Below are 21,541 nucleotides of genomic sequence, written 5' to 3' on the forward strand. Positions count from 1 at the left end.
TTGTATAGAAATATCTAGGATGCGGTCAAGATAGCGATATGCTCATCATTCTATCCCATTGATTAGGTTTTACTATTTTTGACTTCACCCATTGTAAAGCAGATCGAATAGCTTGCTGATCTGGTTCTGTTTGGTCTGATGCGCCTTGGCTTTGTCGATTTGCACGCACCAACTGCGCCGTTTGCCGACGGGTAAATCATCCCAAAGATCACGGGCGTCAGGGGCATCTTCAAACGCTTCTTGCAGGATCGCAGGGATCGGAACGGCGTTTTGATCGGCAATCTTGAAATGGATCGCAATCAGGTCGCCCAGTTCGATCCCAATCGCTTTTCGCAGGCGTTTAGATACCATCATATAGTGACCACCGTAGATCGGAACGAAAGCGCCTTGGTGGGCAAAACCGTTGATTTCGCCGTCGACCCGAAGTTTGGGGTATCGGTCGAAAGGAAGTTCCTTGGTCAGCGCTTTGTCCAGAACAATCCCGGGCGACATCAGCCGCTTGCCATTGAGCTCCTGCGTCAGTGTTGTTTCAAAAATGAATGGGTAGAAGTCGATCATGTCCTTCACTTAGGTCTGATTTTCAACCTGGCGAGCGTAGGCTTGCCGTGGTTTTCAACACTTCCCTGCGTCACTGCGTCCGTTGGACCTTGAATGCCCCAGCAGTCTAATCTAGCAAAGCGGCGTTAGATACTCGGAACCCAGCACCAATGACATACATCGTCAACGACAACTGCATCGCCTGCAAATACACCGACTGCGTCGAAGTCTGCCCAGTGGACTGCTTTTACGAGGGTGAAAACATGCTGGTGATTCATCCTGACGAATGCATTGATTGCGGTGTGTGTGAGCCCGAATGCCCCGCAGATGCGATCCGTCCCGATACCGAGCCGGATATGGAAAAATGGGTTGAGTTTAATCGCAAGTATTCCGAGATGTGGCCAGTTATCATCACCAAGAAAGATCCATTGCCAAACGCTGACGAAATGGACGGCAAGGAAGGCAAGATCGAGCTGTTTTCCGAAGAGGCGGGCGAGGGCGGCTGATTCGGGCCTTTGAGCCGAATAAGCCATTTGAAAGACTTGGTTTTTTCGTGCCGCGACGCAGCGCTTTCAGAAGTGTCATATTTGTGATACAATGCCCCTAATGCTGCGAACGAGTTGATACAGTTTCGTAACCGACATTCCCCGGCGGAGGCGCGTTGCCCCCGGCGGTTTTTTTGTCGCTTAACAATCTGAATCGCCATGAAAGGACGATCATGAGCAAGAAGAAGTACGATTTTAGCCCGAACGAGTTTGTCGTTTACCCTGCGCATGGCGTGGGCAAGATTGTTTCGATTGAAACACAAGAAGTTGCGGGTTTTGAGCTGGAGATGTTCGTCATCTCTTTCGAGAAAGACAAGATGACTCTGCGTGTACCGACCGATAAGGCGACAAACGTCGGGATGCGTGCTTTGGCGACACCTGATGTGGTGAGCCATGCGATGAAAACGCTGCGCGGCAAAGCGAAGGTCAAGAAGGCCATGTGGTCGCGCCGGGCGCAGGAATACGAGCAAAAGATCAACTCTGGTGATCTGATCGCCATTGCCGAAGTTGTGCGCGACTTGCACCGCCAGGACGACCAGCGCGAGCAGAGCTATTCTGAACGTCAGCTTTATGAAGCCGCTCTTGAGCGTCTCACACGGGAGATTGCTGCCGTTGCTGGCAATGATGAAAACGCCGCAGCGGCCGAGATAGATTCAGTTTTGGTGAGCCGTGCCGCTTAGTCGGTAGTTTCAAAAGAAAAGAGGCCGTGCTTTACCCAAAGCGCGGCCATTTTTGTGCGTCTAGCCAAGGCGCCCTAGAGCGCGCGCCAGCCGATATCAGACCTGTAAAACCCATCATTCCAGTCGATGCCTTGTGCCATCGCATAAGCTTTCTCATGCGCTTCGGCCAGGGCGTTCCCGCGGGCAGTGATGTTCAGGACGCGTCCGCCAGATGCGGTCACTTGTCCGTCTGTCCGTGCCGTGCCAGCATGAAACACCATATGGAAGCTGTCTTCGGGTTGGCTGTCCAACCCCTTGATCACGGTGCCTTTGGCGTAGCTTCCGGGATAGCCATTAGCGGCCATCACGATGGTAAGCGCATGGTCGTCGGCCCAGTTGACTTGCACCTCATGCAGGCGCGCTTCGGCGCAGGCCTGCAGTAGATCAAGAACCTGACCGCCCAAGCGCATCATCAGACATTGGCACTCCGGATCGCCAAAACGAACATTGTATTCCACCAAACGTGGCTGGCCGTTCTGGATCATCAACCCACAGAACAGCACACCCTGGAATGGTGTGCCGCGCTTGCGCATTTCGTCCATGGTTGGTGTGATGATCTGATCGAGAGCCTTTTGGGTGATTTCGTCCGTCATCACCGGGGCGGGGGAGTAGGCACCCATGCCGCCGGTGTTTGGCCCGGTATCCCCATCAAAGGCCCGTTTGTGGTCTTGCGCTGTGCCGATAGGTAGAATGGTGTTGCCATCGCAGAGGACAAAGAAAGAAGCTTCCTCACCGTCCATGAACTCTTCAATCACGACCTCGGCACCCGCTTCACCAAAACTGCCGTCGAACATATCGTCAATGGCGGCAAGCGCTTCGGCTTCGGTCATGGCGACAATGACGCCTTTGCCAGCGGCAAGCCCGTCAGCCTTGACAACGATAGGTGCGCCTTTATCGCGGATATAGCGCCGCGCAGCTTCGGCATCAGTAAAGTGGGCATAGGCAGCGGTGGGCGCATCCGCTGCATCGCAGATCGCCTTGGTAAAGGATTTCGAGGCTTCAAGTTGGGCTGCGTTTTGGCTGGGGCCAAAGACTAGGAGCCCCGCCTTGCGCAGCCGGTCGGCAACGCCAGCGGCCAAGGGGGCTTCTGGCCCGACGATCACAAAATCAATCGCGTTCTCTTCGGCAAAAGTTGCTACTGCGCCACCATCAAGAATGTTGATGTCAGCACAGTCTGCGATCGTGGCGATCCCTGCATTTCCGGGTGCCACGATCAGACGGTCGCATTTGGGGTTCTGTTTGACGGCCCATGCAAGGCTGTGCTCACGTCCGCCGCTGCCCAAGATGAGAATGTTCATAGCTGCCCCTGCCTACGATGATGTTGGCCCGGTTTTACGGCGGCGGCGACGCAACCACAAGTGGCCCGCGCCGCGTTGAATATCGGCAAGCAACGCTTGGCCAATCGCATGCATCATACTAAAGTCGCGGCGGGATAACAGACAGTAAGCGAACTTGCAGAAATGAAACCGATCAAAAAGGACCGGCGGCTTTGGCATCGTCTTGAAGGCTATAGCTTTCATGAACGCCCGCTAACCCGTTCGCTGGTGGATCGGCTGGAAGATGAGACCGGACATTCAATTGATGTATGCTACATCCTGATCGAGGAGTATCGCCGTTTCATGTATCTTGTTGGCAGCACCGGTGAAACCCTAGCGCCGTCACCTATCGTGAATGTGGTCTGGCAGATGCACGCGGATGACACCAAGGCCTATTTCGAAGATTTTTGCCCCCGTATCATTGGCCGCACGATCCATCATCCAGGCGATTTACCACCTTTTCAGGATGACCCGGCTTACTTGCGTACTTTGGACTACTATGCCGAGGAATTCGGCCGCGCGCAGGTACAGTTCTGGCCGGATCCCGATGTTGCCACGGTCCGCATGTCGAGTATCCTGTTTTGGATCAGCGGCATTCTGGCGATCATGCTGTCACTGCTTTTCAACTCGATCCTGTTTGCGGGACTAGGGGCTGCCTTGTTCATTACGACGCTGTTTTTGAAGTGGAAATTTTCGTCCTTGCCACTGCGTGCGCAACGTAAGAAAGGTGTGACGTGAACGATCTTTTTGAAGATGGGCCTGCGGATAACACGCCAGAGTTTTCCGTGTCCGAGATATCAGGCGCAGTAAAGAAAGCCATTGAAGGTGGCTTTTCCCATGTGCGTGTGAAGGGCGAGATTGGCAGGGTGTCCCGGCCTGCATCGGGCCACATCTATATGGATCTAAAGGACGATCGGGCGGTACTTGCAGGGGTCATCTGGAAAGGCCGCGCGCAGGGTTTGGCCCACAGGCCCGAGGAAGGGATGGAGGTTGTTGCCACTGGCAAGCTGACGACATTTCCCGGTCAATCCAAGTATCAGATGGTGATCGAGGATATCGCACCAGCAGGCGCGGGCGCCCTGATGGCGATGCTTGAAAAGCGCAAGGCGGCTTTGGCCGCTGAAGGGCTGTTTGCGCCAGAGCGCAAGAAAGAGCTGCCTTATCTACCTGAAATCATTGGTGTTGTGACCTCGCCCTCGGGTGCGGTCATTCGCGATATCCTGCACCGGTTGCGGGACCGTTTCCCGCGTAAGGTGTTGGTCTGGCCGGTAGCTGTGCAGGGCCAAAAATCTGCGCCAGAGGTGGCGGCGGCGATTGAAGGCTTCAATACCCTGACGCCAGGTGGCGCATTGCCGCGCCCGGATTTGCTGATTGTGGCGCGTGGTGGTGGATCGCTTGAGGATCTTTGGGGGTTCAATGAAGAGATCGTCGCGCGGGCCGCGGCTGCCTCAGCCATCCCGCTGATATCCGCCGTTGGGCATGAGACGGATACGACGTTGATCGACTTCGTGTCAGACATGCGTGCCCCGACGCCGACGGCGGCAGCAGAGCTGGTGGTGCCTGTGCGCATGGAACTGCTGGCCTGGGCAGATCAGCAAGGTGCGCGTCTGAGCCGCGCATTGACCGCCGCGCTGACCCAACGCCAACAAAGGGTGCGCGATTTGGGCCGTGCTTTGCCGCAGGTAGAGGCATTGGTCGAAGGGCCGCGGCAGCGGCTGGATTACTTAGGCGAGCGGTTGCCTGCGGCGCTGAAAGCGGCAGCGGCCAGGAAACGGTTGCAGATGAGTGAAGCCGCGTTGCGGCCTGGCATCCTGTCACGTCGTCTGGTCGAAGATCGGCGGCGGTTGGACGGGTTGGGTGCACGTCTTGAGCCTGCGTTGAAACGCAGGACACGAGATGGGCGCATAGCGCTTGAACAAACCAGCCGTGGTTTGCGTGGCCATGTTTTGCAAGATCGGATTACGCGGCAGGCTGAGCGATTGGACGCCGTGCTGCGCCGCCTGTCAGATCGTGCCTCGCGACAACACGCTGAGCGTCTTTCCCGACTGGAAGCACTGGACCGTTTGCGCGAAACCTTGGGCTATGTTGAGACGCTCAAGCGCGGCTATGCTGTGGTGCGCGGCGATGGGGCCGTTGTGACGACCAAAGATGCGGCAGGTAGGGCGAAAGCTTTGGAGGTCGAGTTCGCAGACGGCCGTTTGGACGTCAGCAAGGACGCACAGGGTAGGTTGCTCTGAATTTCAGGACGACAGGTCGTTGCAGATCAACTGATCATCGCTATCACGCATTTCATATATGACAGTCGTGTTCGGCACTGTAGTATAGACGCCGCGCAGGCCGTCGGGTTCTTCAAAGATTGTCCAGCATTGGTTGACCGGATTGTCCTCATAACGGAAGCAGATGTCGCCTTTGCTTTCGAACCAGACGCCATATTGGCACGTGCCATCAAAATCAGACCACATCACGCGCCGTCCGGGTAAGTACCGCTCAATCCCATATGCGGGGTTGTTAGACGTGCTGAAACTCAACGTGCGTCCGGTGACATAGGCGTCAAATTCATCCGCTGTCATACCCTCTTGGGCGGCGGCTGGTGTCGCCAGTGCTATGCAAAGAAACAAGCTACGCATCGCGCCACTTTTCAACCCTTGGGTCCATGATACGCCGCCAAAGCGGGGGGATGAGTGCGATACTGGCCATCAGCGGTAACGGACGAGGGAGCATGGGTGCATCCTTGGGTAGGGTAAGTGCAGGGTAGTGGCGCCCGGGGTGGGCGTGATGATCCGAATGGCGCGTCGCGTTCAGCATCAGGGCAGACGAAAACCAATGTGGGCTGTTCCAACTGTGTTTGGCGGCAACAGGTACGGGCTTGCCATCGGGACGTTTGGCGCGCAACAGGCCATAGTGTTGCACATAATCTGACATCAGCAATTGCGATTGGGCGTAAGCACAAAGGGCGACATAGGCCAAAAGAGCCTGCCAACCGCCCAGCCAGGTCGTCACGCTGAGGCACAAAGCTGCGCCACCGACGTAAACGACATAAGGATTGCGTGATGCAGGACGCCCAACCCTGGTCAGCTTGTCACGTTCGGCGATATAGCCTTTCTGGAATGATCCGATCCAGGCGCGGATGATATAACGATAAAGGCTCTCGCCTTTACGCGAGGTATTCGGGTCATCGTATGTTGCGACGTGCTGATGATGCACAAGCACATGTGCAGAGGTGTGATGACCAAAGAGCAGGGTGATATAGGACCACATGCCCAGCCGATGCAGCGCGCGGCTTTGGCGGTGGATCAACTCATGCGCATTGGCGTTGCTGACTTGCCCGTACCATAGGCCTGCAGCGAAAAAGAGCCCCGCCTTTTCGATGGGTTGCAGCGATGAGCCAGCCAATGCCCCAACCACCAAGGGAAGCAATGCAAAATGCGCCATAACAATGAGCACTGAAAGCAATGTGTCGCTTTGCTGGTCTGTGGCTGTCCCGTTTGGCTTGATCAGCCGGTCAAGCGCGCTTGTCATCGCAGTCAAGTAGATGACCGTGGCCAAAATCCATGGACCACCCCAAAACGCACCTGCGGCAAGCAGTGCTGCGGGTGTCAGGGTTGCAAATGCAAAATGCCAAAGCCGGGGTGTCATGTTTCGGATTGTTAGCATGTGTTTCCAACAGGTGTAGAGGAAATTGGCCCCCTGCGCGGTTTGGCCCCCTGCGGTGTCGCTTTTGCGTGGTTTGCGCCCCGATTGCCGACTATGTTTGCGATGATCGATACGGGAGAGGGCGATGGCTTTGGACAATCGCAAAGGTGTTTGGAAATCCGGTAAAGGCAAGGGGCGTTACCGTCCCAAGGGCCGCCAGTTGGATGATGCCGCCTGGGCCGAGGTCCAGGCCCTGTTAGGGGATCGCCCACGTCGTCGCGATCTGTTGATCGAGTTTTTACACCTCATCCAGGATGCGCATGGCTGTTTGTCCGCGGCACATATGCGGGCACTGGCCGAGGAAATGCGGCTTAGTCAGGCCGAGGTCTATGAGGTTGCAACCTTCTATGCGCATTTCGATGTGGTCAAAGAAGACGGATCTGCACCGCCTGCGTTGACTATCCGGGTGTGCGATTCGTTGTCGTGTGAATTGGCAGGTGCGCAGCAGTTGAAGGCCGCGCTAGAGGATGGCCTGAACCCCGCGGATGTGCGCGTTTTGCGGGCGCCCTGCATGGGGCGCTGCGATACGGCCCCCGTGCTGGAACTGGGACATAACCATATTGATCATGCCACCGTTGAGAAGGTCGAAGCGGCGATTGCAGCAGGCGATACCCATTCGCATGTCCCCGATTATGAAGATTATGCGGCTTATGTTGCTTAAGCGGCGGATACGCTGAACTGAACACGCTGCGCGAAGGCGGCGATTGGGAAGCGGTACAGGATAAGGTACTGGCATCCGGTCTGCGCGGACTGGGCGGCGCGGGCTTCCCGTCGGGCAAGAAATGGGGCTTTGTACGCGGCAACGCAGGCCCACGCTATCTGGCCGTCAATGGGGACGAGGGCGAGCCGGGTACGTTTAAGGATCGCTACTATCTGGAACGCTCCCCGCATCTGTTTCTTGAGGGCATGTTGATTGCTGCATGGGCAGTCGAGGCAGAGACCTGTTTCATCTACATGCGTGACGAATACCCCGCCGTGCTAGAAATTTTAACGCGTGAGATCAAGGCGTTGGAAGATGCTGGTGTCGTCGCTGAAGGCTATATTGATCTGCGCCGTGGTGCGGGCGCCTACATTTGCGGTGAAGAATCTGCGATGATCGAGAGTATCGAGGGCAAGCGCGGGCTGCCACGTCACAGGCCGCCTTTCGTGGCACAGGTGGGTATCTTTGACCGGCCCACCTTGGTGCACAATGTTGAAACATTGCTTTGGGTGGCGCGGGTCTGTCGCGAGGGCCCCGAGGTGCTGAGCACGACCGAAAAGAACGGACGTGTCGGGCTGCGGTCCTATTCCGTTTCGGGGCGGGTGGCTGCGCCCGGCGTCTACCTTTTGCCCGCGGGATCAACGATCATGGATATCATCGCCGCGGCGGGTGGCATGGCCGAGGGCCATGTGTTCAAGGCCTACCAGCCCGGTGGCCCCTCGTCGGGTCTATTGCCTGCATCAATCAATGATGTGCCATTGGACTTTGATACTTTGCAGCCTTTGGGCACCTTTATCGGTTCTGCTGCTGTCGTCGTTCTGTCGGATCAGGACCGGGCCCGCGATGCGGCGCTCAACATGCTGCGGTTCTTTGAGGATGAAAGCTGCGGACAATGCACGCCCTGTCGGGTCGGTTGTGAAAAGGCGGTCAAACTGATGCAGGCCGATCAATGGGATCAACCCCTGCTTGAAGATCTGTGCACCGCGATGGCTGACGCCTCGATCTGTGGGCTAGGGCAGGCCGCACCAAACCCGATCAAGCTGGTTGTCAAACACTTCCCGGAAGAGATTTGACCGCCGCCCAGTTAGCGCTTGGGTTGTCTGTGATTACGTCAGCATGGTTCTTGCTGGGCTACTGCTGGCGTGCGTCAAGCCTTGGCAAATCAGTGATCAAGACCTTGGCGGTTGGGGCGTTGGCGCTGTCTGCTGTCCTTGTGCAAGCCCCTATACTTTTGATCGCGGCGCTTTGCCTTGGCGCACTTGGTGACCTGTTTTTGTCACGGGACGGGGATCGCGCGTTTTTGTTAGGTTTGGTTGCATTTGCCTTGTCGCACCTCGCCTATGTGGCCTTGTTCCTGACCCTGGGCGCATCGTTTAACCTTAGCTTACCCGTTATCTTCATCGGTGGATTTGCCGTTCTGGTCGAGGCAATCCTGTTTCACAACGCAGGTGTGCTGCGGTGGCCCGTCGTGGTTTATGTCGGTATTATTGCGACAATGGGGATACTTGCGGTCGATCTGCCCGCCGGTTTTGCGTTGGGCGCGCTGGCCGCAATCCTTTTCATCATCTCCGACACGGTACTGGGCTTTGATACCTTTGTCTTGCCTGCTGATGGCTTACCAACCAAGGTTGCACCTTTCGCGGTCTGGACGTTTTACTGGGCCGCTCAGCTGTTGTTTCTTGTCAGTTTTGCTGATCCCATCTTGGCCTGACCCTTTGCATCCGCGCGCCGGTGCGATTAGGTGAAACGTGAAGTAACTCAGCAAGGCCAGTCGCAATGTCGTTCTTTAAGAAGCTCAAGGACCGGATGTTCAAATCGTCGTCCAAGATTGACGAGGGTCTGGATGCGATCGTTCAGGATGGTGGCGAAGCCGAGGAGATTGCTGAGGAAGCGGTGGTGGAGAGGGTTGCAGTGTCACACTCGCCAGCCGATCCCATTCCAGAGCCAGAGCCAGAGCCAGAGCCAGAGCCAGAGCCAGAGCCAGAGCCAGAGCCAGAGCCAGAGCCAGAGCCAGAGCCAGAGCCAGCCGTATATGAGCCGGATGCGGACGAGAGGTTGGTGTCGGAGGTCGACCTCGAAGATGAACCCGATGTGCAATTGCAAGAAACCGTTGCGCCTGCGCCCGTCCAGTTTGATGTCGACCTGACGGCGCCACTGACTGAAGAAATCGCGCCTGAAGCTGAAAAGAAAGGCCTTTTGGGGCGGTTCTTTGGCGGGGCTGAGGCCAAGACAGTTGTCAAACGCACACTTGATGATGACATGCTGGAACAGCTCGAAGAACTGTTGATCACCGCAGACATGGGCGTTGACACCGCCCTGCGCGTTACTGCGAACATGGCGGAAGGGCGCTTGGGGCGAAAGCTGTCGGTGCAAGAGATCAAGGCATTGATGGCGCAAGAGGTCAGCCGCATCATGGACCCGGTTGCGCGGCCCATGCCGCTTTATGCCAAGACACCGCAGGTCGTGCTGGTGGTTGGGGTGAACGGATCTGGTAAGACCACGACAATCGGCAAGCTGGCAAGCCAGTTCCGGGCGGCTGGTAAGAAGGTCGTTATCGCTGCGGGCGATACATTCCGTGCCGCTGCGGTGGAACAATTGCAGGTTTGGGGCGAACGGGCCGGTGTGCCTGTGCTGACAGCCCCAGAAGGTTCAGATCCCGCCAGCCTTGCCTTTGATGCGATGACACAGGCGCAGGCTGACGGTGCTGATCTGTTGATGATCGACACCGCCGGGCGATTGCAAAACCGGGCGGACCTGATGGAAGAGCTCGCCAAGATCGTGCGCGTCATTCGCAAGAAAGACCCCGACGCACCACATAACACTCTTTTGGTTCTGGACGCCACGACAGGACAAAATGCCGTACAGCAAGTGAAGGTCTTTCAGGAACTGGCTGATGTGTCCGGCTTGGTGATGACCAAGCTGGACGGTACGGCAAAGGGCGGTGTGTTGGTGGCGCTGGCGGATAAATTCGGCCTGCCGATCCACGCGATTGGCGTGGGTGAGCAGATTGATGATCTGGCCGCCTTCGATCCTGACGATTTTGCGGCCGCGCTGGTTGGGTTGGACCGATGAAAAGACTGTTTATGGCAACAGTCGTCGCGATTTTGCCAATTCAGGCAATGAGCGATGACGCGGCGAACTGCGTTGACACGTGGGCAGAGATATCTGAATTCACCGGGGCGCTTGGCCCCGCGATTTCGGAAGATGGGATTGTGACGGGCCATGATGGTTGGTGCCAGATCGTTGCCCGTGATGTCACAGCACTTGGTACGCGCCTTGAAGAAGGCGTGTTTCGCCTGGGTCAATTGCCAGATGACACAGCGGACACGCGGTCGATTGAAGTCGCATTGACAGGTCTGCAGACGCCTTTGGGATTGTTTGAAGGTACTGCTGCGCTAAGCGTTGAAATAGAAACGGACAGGTTGCGGCTTCACCAGTTACGGCTTTTTGCTGATGACGGGCGTGGAATTCGCGCGACGGCTGATATGGCGGCAAACAAGATGAACGTGGATATTGTTGTCACGCTTACCGCCCTCGCAACCGCGGGCATCGACTTTTCCGAGGTGAGCCGCGTCGCAGTCGATAATGCGCTGCGTGACGTCAACGAGATGCAGGTCAGTGGCAAAACACGCCGTGAATTTTTGCGGTTCGTAGGGGCTGCCCCCAATGCACAGGGCACGTTGAGCGTGAGTATTCAACTGAGCGACGGTACTCGCATTGCGCAGATTGCGGCGCCCTTTTTCGCACTCGGCATGAGCCCGAGTGACGATGCAATCGCCCGCGCGTTTGATGCCGCTTTGACCGACGTTCGCGTCGACATTGTTTGGAAGCCGGGGCGCATGTGAACGACCTTGGCGCATGGCTGGTTGCGATGGCAGGCACGCCCGAGGGTGCGCGCCTAGCCACTATTCTGGCGTTGGTATCCGCGCTTGCCCATGCCGTGTTCGGGGCGATGCAGAAGGGACGTTATGATCCCTGGCTGACGCGCGGCGCGATTGACGGATGGCTTTGCATTTTGTCCGCACCGATTGCGCTTTTCGTTGTACCTTGGCCGAATTTCACGACTGGGCTGATCCTTGTGGGCGCGATCCTTGTGCATTTTGCCTATAAGGTCACGATGGCTTTAGCCTACGAGCGGGCTGCCTATACCGTGGTTTATCCAGTGGTCCGTGGCACCGGCCCCTTGGTCACTGTTATCGCGGCATCGCTGTTTTTCGGGGAGTATTTCACCACAATGCAATGGTTGGGTGTAGCTTGTCTGTCAGGTGGTATCCTGCTGCTTGCCGTGCGTAACATCGCAGAAGAGGTGATTGACCCACGCACGCTCAAGCTTGGGCTGTTGTGGGCGCTGGTTGGGGGATGCCTTGTTGCGATCTACACCACCTATGATGCCTACGGTATTCGCCAAACGCCTGATCCATTTACCTTTTTGGCGTGGTTCTTCTTTGTGACAGCAATTGATTTCCCGCTTCTTGCGAGTTGGCACTACAAACGGCTCAAGGTGCAACCTACCTTGGGTCCATTGGTTTGGCGCGGCTTTGTAGGTGCACTCATCGCCTGGATCAGTTTTGGCGGTGTCCTTTTGGCCACCAGATTGGACAAGGTCGGCGAAGCAGCGGTGCTGCGCGAAACCTCGGTTGTATTTGCCGCCCTGATCGGTTGGTTCATCATGGGTGAAAAGGTAGGGCCACGCCGCCTGTTTTTGATGTGCCTGGTTGCACTTGGCGCTGTCATCGTGGAAATGGGTGGCTGAAGGAGACATCTATGGCTGAAAAAGCGATCAATCCGGTGTTGAAGCAGGTCTTGGAGTTAGGGCCAACGCTCGCGTTTTTCCTGATCTACCTGCGCATTCGGGATGAGAGCTTTACGATCGGTGGCACGGAATACACCGGCTTTATCGTGGCTGCACTGATTTTCATCCCGATCTTGCTGGCCGCGATGGGCGTCCTCTGGTTCCTGACAGGCAAGCTCAGCCGTATGCAGATTTTCACGGCCTTCATGGTGATCTTCTTTGGCGGCCTTACTGCTTACTTCAATGACGAGCGTTTCTTCAAGATGAAGACGACGATTGTCTATGGTGTCATGGCTGGTCTCTTGGGGATCGGCCTGCTGAGGGGACAAAGCTATCTTCAGTATGTGTTGGAAGAGTTCCTGCCTATGGAAAAAGAAGGCTGGATGATCTTTACGCGTCGTTTGTGTTTTATGTTCGCTGCCTTGGGTATCGCGAATGAAATTATCTGGCGTACGCAAACAACTGATTTGTGGGTCAAGCTAGAGACTTTTGCGTTCCCGGTTGTGTTGATGGTGTTTCTTTGGGTTCAGATCTACAAGTTGCAAGGCTATTTTATTGAGCCAGCCGAAGCGTCAGAAGAATAGCTGGGCCACCGTCTACATTTCAGCGAAGGCAAATCCGACCGCACCACGTGGGCGATTGCGGCCCCTGTCTTGACGGTAACGCAATGTATCCACCTGATTTGAAGTGATCTGTGGCCGGAAGATGATCCCTGCCTTGTCACCTGACGACCAGCAAACAACGGCTGCGACTTCATCGTTCAACACGCGGAACTTGATCTTGTCGCCCCGGCGCAGGGTACGTGGGCCCTGGATGCGTGCACCGGTGCTGTTTACATCGATGACATGGCACTGTTGTCGCCCGGTGGGCGTCGCCAGTTGGGTGGGGAACTGTGTTTGATAGCGATGTGAACGGTACTGCATATCTGGGCCAATCTCTTTGATCGGCACCAGCCTACAGCGTCACCTCTAACAAATCGTTACTTTGGCCGGGTGAACAACACGTTTTGCGCCTGCACATCTTTGCGAAAGTCGCCGCGTTTCTCTGCCGCGACCGCGCGACCGCGTTGCACACCGGGTCTTGCGCCCATCAGTGCGAGCCACCGCGCCATATGCGGTTTGTCATCCAGCGTCTGCTGCTGACCTTCCCACAGCGAGGCCCAACCCCAGATTGAAATGTCCGCAATGGAAAAGAAATCGCCTGCCACAAATTCATGATTGGCCAACTGGCGATCCAGCACGCCGTAAAGCCGACGCGTTTCCTTGCGATACCGATCCTTCGCGTAGGGCAGATCGTTGGGTGGGTCCATCGCCGGGGCATACTTCAGGAAATGATGTGCTTGCCCGGCCATCGGCCCCAAACCGCCCATCTGCCACATCAACCATTGGTCCACCGTGATTTGGTCGCGCTCGGTTTCGCCATAGAACCGGCCTGTTTTCCGCGCGAGGTATTGCAGAATCGCGCCGGATTCAAAGATCGAAATGGGCGCGCCGTCAGGGCCATCATGATCAACGATTGCTGGCATGCGGTTGTTGGGCGAGATTTTCAGGAAATCCGGTTTGAACTGATCACCTGCGCCAATATCGACAAGATGCAGCGTGTACGGCAGCTCTAACTCTTCAAGAGCGATCGAGGCTTTCCAGCCATTGGGTGTTGGCCAGAAGTAGAGGTCAATGGGTGCGGGCATCGGTGGTCCTTTCGCGTTGGGTGCAGCATGGCACGATGACCTCAAAGGGCAAGTGGTCTGATCTTGACGCAGGCCGGGTGCAGGCGTATGGCTGGCGGCGTGGCGATTTGTTACCGGATTGCGGGCCACGTTAAATATGCCGCTAAAGAGGATTGCAGGTTTTGTGCCTCGATACCTTTTCCCGGTGTCGGGGTTTTTTATTGCGCCAATGACGCGCGAGGACAGACGATGAAAACGTGGAAAAAACGCACCAAAGCGGTGCATTCAGGGACAAGACGCAGCCAATACAACGAGGTCAGTGAGGCCATCTATCTGACCCAGGGTTTTGTCTATGACACGGCTGAAGATGCAGAGGCACGCTTTATCAAAGCTGGCGATGATGAGTTTATCTATGCGCGTTACGGCAACCCCACGGTGGCAATGTTCGAAGATCGGATTGCGGCCTTAGAAGGCGCCGAGGATGGGTTTGCCACCGCCTCCGGCATGGCGGCTGTGAATGGTGCGCTGACATCAATGTTGCGTGCGGGCGATCATATGGTTTCAGCACGCGCGCTCTTTGGATCGTGCCTCTATATTCTTGAAGAGGTCCTGACACGTTTCGGTGTTGAGGTGACCTTTGTTGACGGCACCGACCTTGCCGCGTGGCAGGCGGCGATCCGCCCCGACACCAAGGCCGTCTTCTTTGAGAGCATCTCAAACCCGACCTTGGAAGTCATTAATATTGAAGAGGTTTCAAAACTGGCCCATGCGGTGAATGCAACGGTCATTGTTGACAATGTTTTTGCCACACCTGTCTTCTCTGACGCAATTGCCCAAGGCGCAGATGTCGTTGTGTATTCAGCGACCAAGCATATCGATGGACAGGGCCGTGCGCTTGGAGGTGTCGTCCTTGGTACGCAGGAGTTCATCCGTGGCACCGTGGAACCCTATATGAAACACACCGGCGGCTCTATGTCGCCGTTTACGGCATGGATGATGTTGAAAGGGTTGGAGACAATTGACTTGCGCGTGCGGGCGCAGGCAGCGACGGCCCAGTATCTGGCGGAATCGTTGGAAGCAGATGGTAGGCTGGCGAATGTGATCTATCCCGGCCTTTCCAGCCATCCGCAAAGTGCCTTGACTAAGGCGCAGATGGGGGCCGGTGGGACAGTGCTGGCCATTGATGTCGGAACACAGGAGGCGGCATTTAAGGTGCTCAACGCACTGGATATCTGGACGATCTCAAACAACCTCGGCGATGCCAAATCTATCGGGACGCATCCTGCGACAACCACGCATCAGCGCCTGTCGGACGACACCAAGGCGATGCTTGGGATTACGCCGGGTCTTCTACGTTTAAGTGTTGGGCTTGAGGATGCTTAGGCGACTTGATCGAAGATCTGCGTGCCGCGATTGCGGCGATTTGAATATGCGCCTCATCCAGCAATTTCTGGATCGCGTGGTCTTTGTACTGGTCAAGCTATGGGTGATGGCCCACGCATATCGGCACTGGAAAGATTTACGCAAACGACTGAAGAAAAAGGGCGTCAAGCAGGTCCGTGTTGTCGTTCCGTTGCGGGGCGATGAGAAGTTTTTCTGGCGAAAGGTTTTCGATCACGATCCGCGTTTTGTGACTTTATCGGATAAGATCGCATGCAAGGACTGGGTCGCGGCAGAAGGGATCGCAGTACAAACCCCCAAAACGCTTTGGGTCGGCACGGATGCAAATGACATCCCCGATGCGCTTTGGCATCAGCCGTCTTATCTGAAGGCTTCGCATGGTTACAACATGAACATCGCGGTCTTGAGCCCTCCAGCCGATCGGGCCGCCGTCATCGCGCAAGCGAACGCATTTGTCGACAAAGAGCATGGGCGCAAAGCAAATCAATGGGCATACAGGCACGTTGAGCGACGCCTTTTGCTGGAGGAAGCTCTATTTGTCGATCAGCCCATGATCGAGATAAAGTACTATACCAACGGACCAATTGTTGAACAGTTTGTCATTTCCCGCCATGGCCCTCCTACGTCCGGCGCACGCTGGGTACGCAACATTGACGGTGGGTATGAACTCGATCCTACGCCAACAATGCACGGTCCGAATATCGATACCAACCCGCTCCCCCCTGCAGTTGAGACCGGTTTGGCGCTTGCCAAAGAGATTGGAAGCCGCTTTGATCAAATCCGCGTTGACACCATGACTGATGGTGAGACCCTCTATCTCGGAGAAATCACTGTTTACAGCATCGCGGGTCGTATTCACCACTACGGGCATCTTGTCTCGACACCCCTCAACCGATCATGGGATTTACGCAGAAGTTGGTTTTTGACTGTCAAGCAACCTTGGCCTTGGTGCCTCTACGCGCATGCTTTGCGACGTGCCCTTGACCGCAGAGAAGCACGGCTTTTTGCCAAATAGCAGCGAAAAGATTCTGGCGCCGTGGCTAGGTGACGCAAAGCTAAAAAAGTGATTAACTTTGTTAGGTTTAGCGGTCAGAAAGGTGGATAAATGACTGATCCTCGTGCGGAATTGCAACGTATCTACAAAGATATCATTGGAAATTCGGACAAGCCGCCCCATCTAGGGGTGTCTAACGCACCGATGGGGGGCACAGATATGAATATCCACTCACCCGATATGGATCGTGAGCCATCACGCCAAGAGGCCGAAGCCGCGTTGGCGCTGTTGCGTCGCTGGGCAGGTGATGTCACGGCCGAGGAAGTTGCCGCACTTGATCCGCTGGTCTCGCGTTTGATCCCGGGGCAGGAAGTGTCGAATTATCCGGCGCTTGCACGGGCTTACCCCGAAGATTTTGAGGTGGATGATGCCTATAAGGCGTCCATGCCTGATTTGCAGAACGGCCCGTCCAGTCTGATCCGTGGTGCGCAACAGCAAATCCAGCACGTCGGTATCTCGAATTTTCGCTTGCCGATCCGGTTTCATACCCGCGATAACGGCGATCTGACGCTTGAGACGTCGGTCACCGGCACAGTGTCATTGGAGGCCGAAAAGAAGGGCATCAACATGTCCCGCATCATGCGGACCTTCTATAAGCACGCGGAAGAGACCTTCAGCTTTGAAGTCATCGAACAGGCATTGGATGCTTATAAAACCGACCTTGAGAGCTTTGATGCGCGCATTCAAATGCGTTTCAGCTTTCCGATGAAAGTCGATAGTCTACGCTCGGGCCTGTCGGGGTATCAGTACTACGATATTGCGCTGGAACTGGTTGAAAGTGCTGGCGTGCGCAAAAAGATCGTGCATCTGGACTATGTCTACTCATCAACTTGCCCATGTTCGCTGGAATTGTCCGAACATGCCCGTCAATTCCGCGGCCAGCTGGCCACACCGCATTCGCAGCGATCCGTGGCGCGCATCTCGGTCCTGCTAGAAGAGGGTGCTGATGTACTTTGGTTCGAGGATCTGATTGATCGCGCCCGCGCCGCTGTTCCGACGGAAACGCAGGTGATGGTCAAGCGCGAGGATGAACAGGCGTTTGCAGAGTTAAATGCCGCGAACCCCATCTTTGTAGAGGATGCGGCCCGTCTGTTTACCGAGCAACTACAATTGGATACGCGTATCTCAGACTTTCGCGTGATCGCCAGCCATCAAGAAAGCCTGCACAGCCATGACGCCGTGTCAGTCCTGACAGAAGGCGAAACATTTGCAGCCGAGAGCATTGATCCACGGCTGTTTCAGTCGCTGTTCCACATTGGTTAACCAGCGTCGGTCGCCGCAATGGTGACCGGCAACGCACCAATGCCATCAATCACAACGACGACTTCCATCCCGGCCTTAATTGGCCGCGCGCCGATAGATGTGCCGCAAGCAATCACGTCGCCCGGTTCGAGCGTCATGTCTGCGGAAAGCGCGCTGACGATCTGCGCAGGGTTCATGATCATGTCGGATGCCGGATAAGACTGCCGCTCGCGCCCGTTCACCATGACCTTCACCGTCAAATCGCGCCAATCGATATCTGTCTGGATGACGGGGCCGATGACGCCGAACCCATCAAACCCCTTCGCGCGGGTCCATTGCGGGAAGGATGGATCGGCTGTGAGGATATCCAATGCGGTGATATCATTGACGCAAGTGTAGCCGAGGATTGCAGTTTCAGCGTCCGAGACGCTGACGTTGCTGCATGTCCTGCCAATGACAACGCCCAATTCACCTTCGAAAATTACTCTGCCGATGTCTGGGGGCAAGGTGACCCCTGCGTTTGGTCCAGCGAGTGATGATAGCGGTTTGAGAAAGAAGAGGGGATGTGCGGGAATATCAAGACCGTTGCGCTTCGCAGCTGCATGGAAATTGTTCCAAAGTCCAATGAACTTGCCCGGTACGCACGGCGGCAGCATTGTACTGCCTTCCATGCTAACAGGCTCGCCCGCTGTTTCGTCAGAACCGAGTGCTACGCGTGGATGAAGTTTGCCATCTGCAATCACTCCGGTCAGGATTTGATTATCAGCCGTTTCTATGCGCGCCCATGCCATTGCACGTCTCCCGTATGAAGGACATTTTCATGCAGGGTGCAACTTTAGCGAAACTCTCGCAAGAGGGTGTATCTTGGCGGTTTTAGATCAGAGCGGGTGCCTTGACCGCAGCGGCGTAGCAGCCCAGCACCATGTCCCAGCCATGCAGGTAGCTGGTGCTGACCGCATCTGCCGTGTCACCCAATATATCGAAGCCGCCATGTGTCAGATCGCAGCGGGTGCCTTCATCGGTTTTGGTGAAGGTGACGGTCACAACCGTAGCTTCTTTTTCCGTGCGCCCCGGATGCCAGGTAAAAGCCAGATATGCACCGGGTTCATAGGCGATCAGCTTGCCCCAGATCGTGCGGGTGCCATCGGCACTTTCTTCGACGATTTCGCCGTCCTTATGGGTTGGAAAGGTCACCTTTGCCTTTGCACCGGTCACGGAATGCGTAGCTTTGGGCCACCAAGTGTCGATGTCGCTGGTGAATAGGTCAAAAGCCTTTGCCGGGTTCAGCGGGACCGTCAGGGTTTTCTCGATTGGATCATTCATCTTTGTTTTCCTTTGCTTTTTCCTCTGCAGCGCGTGCGAAAGCCGCCAAAGCATCATCCCACAGCCCGTCCAGATATTCGCGCAATCCGGCAACCCCGTCGGGGGCAATGGCATAAAGCCTGCGGTTGCCAGCGGGCGTCACAGTCAACAGCCCTGCATCGGACAAGACGCGCAGGTGTTGGCTGACCGCTGGCCTGCTGATCGTCATGCCTTTTGCGATAGCCCCAACCGGCAGCGCACCCGATCGCAAACGATCAATGATCACCCGGCGTGTCGGGTCGGCAAGGGCGGTGATTGCATCTTCGTAATTCATGACTTACCGTAAGTCATGGCTTACGATTCGTCAAACCTTTCGTGTGCACTTGAAGCCCCTGACCCCGAACACTAAGACTCTGTCAGGATATTTGAACTAGGACGGTCCCGTCCAAACATGAGGCAGTAATATGCAAGACCCCACAGAGACTTACATGAACCTTGTCCCAATGGTGGTCGAACAGACCGCACGGGGTGAGCGCGCTTACGACATTTTCTCTCGTTTGCTGAAAGAGCGGATCATTTTCGTGAATGGCCCTGTGCATGATGGGATGAGCCAGCTGATCGTTGCGCAACTGCTGCATCTGGAATCCGGAGAATCCCAAGAAAGAAATCAGCATGTACATCAACAGCCCGGGTGGCGTGGTGACATCTGGTTTGTCGATCTATGACACAATGCAATATATCCGCCCCAAGGTCAGCACCTTGGTGATCGGGCAGGCCGCGTCGATGGGATCGCTCTTGCTGACGGCGGGTCACGAAGGCATGCGTTTCTCATTGCCAAATAGCCGCGTGATGGTCCACCAGCCCTCTGGCGGGTATCAGGGTCAGGCCACGGATATTATGATCCATGCAGCTGAAACCCAAAAACTGAAGACCCGCCTGAATGAAATCTACGTGCGTCACACCGGCAATACCCTCAAAAAGGTCGAAGCCGCCCTGGAGCGTGACAACTTCATGTCACCAGAAGAGGCAAAAGACTGGGGCCTGATTGACGAGATCGTCGAGAACCGCACAAAGGCAGAAGACTAAATCCAGCATTGTATTGATAGCAGGCAAGCGCGGCTTCGGTTGCGCTTGTCATGTTTATGACCAAATGTCGTACTATAAGGCTTTCACCGGGGCCGTTAGCGGATTGTTAACGACGAAGTGCGTATGGTCATTTTGACATTGTGGACCTCGGCGGGCTGTCCTAGTGTTGTTTAAACGCAGTCCGATTTATGTTTGATCGGCCCATGGGCCAAGAGGTTTGAGATGGCGAATACGAACGGCACCGACAGCAAAAACACACTCTACTGCAGCTTCTGCGGCAAGAGCCAACATGAAGTGCGCAAGCTGATCGCTGGACCGACTGTATTTATCTGCGACGAATGTGTCGAACTCTGCATGGACATCATCCGGGAAGAGACCAAGACAGCCGGACTGAAGGCCGGTGACGGCGTACCAACCCCCTCTGAGATTTGTGGTGTTCTGGATGACTATGTCATTGGGCAACTGCATGCAAAGCGGGTATTGTCTGTGGCGGTGCACAATCACTACAAACGCCTGAACCATGCTGAGAAATCAGACATCGAACTGGCGAAATCCAACATCATGCTGATCGGACCAACTGGGTGCGGTAAAACGCTGCTCGCGCAGACGCTGGCGCGTATCCTTGATGTGCCTTTCACAATGGCCGATGCAACAACACTGACAGAAGCGGGCTATGTGGGCGAAGATGTCGAAAACATCATCCTCAAATTGTTGCAGGCGTCTGAATACAACGTCGAACGCGCGCAGCGCGGCATCGTCTATATCGACGAAGTCGATAAGATTACGCGCAAGTCGGACAATCCGTCCATTACACGTGACGTGTCGGGCGAAGGTGTTCAGCAGGCATTGCTGAAGATCATGGAAGGTACCGTTGCATCCGTACCACCACAAGGCGGGCGCAAGCATCCGCAGCAGGAATTCCTGCAGGTGGATACGACGAATATCCTGTTTATCTGTGGTGGTGCCTTTGCAGGTCTGGACAAGATCATTGCGCAGCGCGGCAAAGGCTCTGCGATGGGCTTTGGTGCCGATGTGCGCGAAGATGACGATCGGGGGATCGGCGAGATTTTCACCGATCTAGAGCCAGAGGATTTGTTGAAGTTCGGCCTGATCCCGGAATTCGTCGGGCGTCTGCCGGTGATCGCGACCTTGACCGATCTGGATGAGGACGCTTTGATCACAATCCTGACCCAACCAAAGAATGCATTGGTGAAGCAGTATCAGCGCCTGTTCGATCTGGAAGATACCAAACTGACCTTCACCGAGGATGCGCTGGGCGCCATCGCCAAACGCGCGATTGAGCGGAAAACCGGTGCGCGTGGCCTGCGCTCGATCATGGAAGACATCCTGCTCGATACGATGTTTGATCTGCCGGGCATGGATACCGTGACCGAAGTTGTGGTGAACGAAGAGGCCGTTAACTCGGAAGTGGCACCGTTGATGATCCACGACGAAGGCAAAAAGAAAGAGCCTGCGACCGCGAGCTAG

At 55.7% G+C, this 21,541-nt stretch carries 21 protein-coding genes, 3 pseudogenes and 1 riboswitch; of the genes and pseudogenes, 15 read left to right on the plus strand and 9 right to left on the minus strand.

What is annotated here, in order from left to right:
- Positions 1 to 84: 84 nt before the first annotated feature.
- Positions 85 to 558 carry a YdeI/OmpD-associated family protein gene (locus tag QTO30_RS01070; RefSeq protein WP_340421913.1) on the minus strand — a complete coding sequence of 158 codons (474 nt, stop codon included), beginning with the start codon at positions 556 to 558 and terminating at the stop codon, positions 85 to 87.
- A gap of 149 nt (positions 559 to 707) precedes the next feature.
- On the opposite strand from QTO30_RS01070, the gene fdxA reads away from it, so the two are divergent.
- Both fdxA and QTO30_RS01080 read left to right on the plus strand, forming a co-directional pair.
- Entirely contained in the window at positions 708 to 1,043 is a 336-nt protein-coding gene (gene fdxA, locus QTO30_RS01075) for a ferredoxin FdxA (protein ID WP_340421915.1), read from the plus strand.
- Between the two features lie 212 nt (positions 1,044 to 1,255).
- Positions 1,256 to 1,762, plus strand: a complete 507-nt coding sequence (locus tag QTO30_RS01080) for a CarD family transcriptional regulator (protein ID WP_340421917.1) — start codon at positions 1,256 to 1,258, stop codon at positions 1,760 to 1,762.
- Positions 1,763 to 1,836: 74 nt separating this feature from the next.
- Here QTO30_RS01080 and purD read toward each other — a convergent pair whose 3' ends face one another.
- Positions 1,837 to 3,099, minus strand: coding sequence for a phosphoribosylamine--glycine ligase (gene purD, locus QTO30_RS01085; protein ID WP_340421919.1), 1,263 nt, complete (start codon positions 3,097 to 3,099; stop codon positions 1,837 to 1,839).
- A 162-nt stretch (positions 3,100 to 3,261) separates the two neighbouring features.
- Here purD and QTO30_RS01090 point away from each other — a divergent pair, with 162 nt between their 5' ends.
- Both QTO30_RS01090 and xseA read left to right on the plus strand, forming a co-directional pair.
- The gene (locus QTO30_RS01090) at positions 3,262 to 3,855 is read left to right on the plus strand and encodes a glycine-rich domain-containing protein (RefSeq protein ID WP_340421921.1); all 594 of its coding nucleotides are present in this window, start codon (positions 3,262 to 3,264) and stop codon (positions 3,853 to 3,855) included.
- Entirely contained in the window at positions 3,852 to 5,354 is a 1,503-nt protein-coding gene (xseA, locus tag QTO30_RS01095; RefSeq protein ID WP_340421923.1) for an exodeoxyribonuclease VII large subunit, read from the plus strand. Before QTO30_RS01090 ends, xseA begins: the two co-directional genes overlap by 4 nt.
- Positions 5,355 to 5,357: 3 nt before the next feature.
- Here xseA and QTO30_RS01100 read toward each other — a convergent pair whose 3' ends face one another.
- Both QTO30_RS01100 and QTO30_RS01105 read right to left on the minus strand, forming a co-directional pair.
- A complete protein-coding gene (locus tag QTO30_RS01100) occupies positions 5,358 to 5,744 on the minus strand; it encodes a hypothetical protein (protein ID WP_340421924.1) in 387 nt (128 codons plus the stop codon).
- Positions 5,737 to 6,771 (minus strand): alkane 1-monooxygenase, encoded by a 1,035-nt coding sequence (locus QTO30_RS01105; protein ID WP_340421926.1) that lies wholly within the window; start codon positions 6,769 to 6,771, stop codon positions 5,737 to 5,739. The genes QTO30_RS01100 and QTO30_RS01105 overlap by 8 nt, the downstream gene beginning before the upstream one ends.
- A gap of 124 nt (positions 6,772 to 6,895) precedes the next feature.
- On the opposite strand from QTO30_RS01105, the pseudogene QTO30_RS01110 reads away from it, so the two are divergent.
- The 6 genes and pseudogenes from QTO30_RS01110 to QTO30_RS01135 all read left to right on the plus strand — a co-directional run bounded on the left by QTO30_RS01110 (position 6,896) and on the right by QTO30_RS01135 (position 12,886).
- Positions 6,896 to 8,583: pseudogene (locus QTO30_RS01110) on the plus strand (NAD(P)H-dependent oxidoreductase subunit E).
- Positions 8,580 to 9,221: a lysoplasmalogenase gene (locus QTO30_RS01115; protein WP_340421927.1), complete on the plus strand. Its 642-nt coding sequence runs from the start codon at positions 8,580 to 8,582 to the stop codon at positions 9,219 to 9,221. The pseudogene QTO30_RS01110 and the gene QTO30_RS01115 overlap by 4 nt, the downstream one beginning before the upstream one ends.
- A gap of 65 nt (positions 9,222 to 9,286) precedes the next feature.
- Positions 9,287 to 10,582: a signal recognition particle-docking protein FtsY gene (gene ftsY / locus QTO30_RS01120; protein WP_340421929.1), complete on the plus strand. Its 1,296-nt coding sequence runs from the start codon at positions 9,287 to 9,289 to the stop codon at positions 10,580 to 10,582.
- On the plus strand, positions 10,579 to 11,355 hold the full coding sequence (locus tag QTO30_RS01125; RefSeq protein WP_340421931.1) for a hypothetical protein: 777 nt from the start codon (positions 10,579 to 10,581) through the stop codon (positions 11,353 to 11,355). Before ftsY ends, QTO30_RS01125 begins: the two co-directional genes overlap by 4 nt.
- Positions 11,356 to 11,381: 26 nt before the next feature.
- On the plus strand, positions 11,382 to 12,263 hold the full coding sequence (locus tag QTO30_RS01130; protein ID WP_445327170.1) for an EamA family transporter: 882 nt from the start codon (positions 11,382 to 11,384) through the stop codon (positions 12,261 to 12,263).
- A gap of 11 nt (positions 12,264 to 12,274) precedes the next feature.
- The gene (locus tag QTO30_RS01135; RefSeq protein WP_340421936.1) at positions 12,275 to 12,886 is read left to right on the plus strand and encodes an inner membrane-spanning protein YciB; all 612 of its coding nucleotides are present in this window, start codon (positions 12,275 to 12,277) and stop codon (positions 12,884 to 12,886) included.
- 12 nt (positions 12,887 to 12,898) lie between these two features.
- Here QTO30_RS01135 and QTO30_RS01140 read toward each other — a convergent pair whose 3' ends face one another.
- On the minus strand, positions 12,899 to 13,225 hold the full coding sequence (locus QTO30_RS01140; protein WP_340421938.1) for a PilZ domain-containing protein: 327 nt from the start codon (positions 13,223 to 13,225) through the stop codon (positions 12,899 to 12,901).
- A 56-nt stretch (positions 13,226 to 13,281) separates the two neighbouring features.
- The gene (locus tag QTO30_RS01145; RefSeq protein WP_340421939.1) at positions 13,282 to 13,989 is read right to left on the minus strand and encodes a glutathione S-transferase N-terminal domain-containing protein; all 708 of its coding nucleotides are present in this window, start codon (positions 13,987 to 13,989) and stop codon (positions 13,282 to 13,284) included.
- A gap of 89 nt (positions 13,990 to 14,078) precedes the next feature.
- A riboswitch (SAM riboswitch) is annotated at positions 14,079 to 14,156 on the plus strand.
- 61 nt (positions 14,157 to 14,217) lie between these two features.
- Between QTO30_RS01145 and metZ the strand changes: the two are divergent.
- The 3 genes and pseudogenes from metZ to folE2 all read left to right on the plus strand — a co-directional run bounded on the left by metZ (position 14,218) and on the right by folE2 (position 17,686).
- Positions 14,218 to 15,395: pseudogene (metZ, locus tag QTO30_RS01150) on the plus strand (O-succinylhomoserine sulfhydrylase).
- A gap of 2 nt (positions 15,396 to 15,397) precedes the next feature.
- Positions 15,398 to 16,384, plus strand: a complete 987-nt coding sequence (locus QTO30_RS01155; protein WP_340421941.1) for an ATP-grasp fold amidoligase family protein — start codon at positions 15,398 to 15,400, stop codon at positions 16,382 to 16,384.
- A gap of 198 nt (positions 16,385 to 16,582) precedes the next feature.
- Complete coding sequence (gene folE2 / locus QTO30_RS01160; protein WP_340425851.1) at positions 16,583 to 17,686, plus strand: GTP cyclohydrolase FolE2; 1,104 nt, start codon at positions 16,583 to 16,585, stop codon at positions 17,684 to 17,686.
- On the opposite strand, the gene QTO30_RS01165 is transcribed toward folE2, so the two are convergent.
- The 3 genes from QTO30_RS01165 to QTO30_RS01175 all read right to left on the minus strand — a co-directional run bounded on the left by QTO30_RS01165 (position 17,683) and on the right by QTO30_RS01175 (position 19,301).
- Positions 17,683 to 18,456, minus strand: coding sequence for a fumarylacetoacetate hydrolase family protein (locus tag QTO30_RS01165; RefSeq protein WP_340421943.1), 774 nt, complete (start codon positions 18,454 to 18,456; stop codon positions 17,683 to 17,685). The two genes, folE2 and QTO30_RS01165, sit on opposite strands and share 4 nt — an antisense overlap.
- 82 nt (positions 18,457 to 18,538) lie before the next feature.
- Positions 18,539 to 18,988: an SRPBCC domain-containing protein gene (locus QTO30_RS01170; protein WP_340421945.1), complete on the minus strand. Its 450-nt coding sequence runs from the start codon at positions 18,986 to 18,988 to the stop codon at positions 18,539 to 18,541.
- Positions 18,981 to 19,301: an ArsR/SmtB family transcription factor gene (locus QTO30_RS01175; RefSeq protein WP_340421947.1), complete on the minus strand. Its 321-nt coding sequence runs from the start codon at positions 19,299 to 19,301 to the stop codon at positions 18,981 to 18,983. Before QTO30_RS01175 ends, QTO30_RS01170 begins: the two co-directional genes overlap by 8 nt.
- A gap of 130 nt (positions 19,302 to 19,431) precedes the next feature.
- On the opposite strand from QTO30_RS01175, the pseudogene QTO30_RS01180 reads away from it, so the two are divergent.
- Positions 19,432 to 20,053: pseudogene (locus QTO30_RS01180) on the plus strand (ATP-dependent Clp protease proteolytic subunit).
- 222 nt (positions 20,054 to 20,275) lie between these two features.
- A complete protein-coding gene (clpX, locus tag QTO30_RS01185) occupies positions 20,276 to 21,541 on the plus strand; it encodes an ATP-dependent Clp protease ATP-binding subunit ClpX (RefSeq protein ID WP_340421948.1) in 1,266 nt (421 codons plus the stop codon).

Origin of the sequence: Yoonia sp. GPGPB17 (genome assembly GCF_037892195.1) — a bacterium.
Lineage (GTDB): Bacteria > Pseudomonadota > Alphaproteobacteria > Rhodobacterales > Rhodobacteraceae > Yoonia.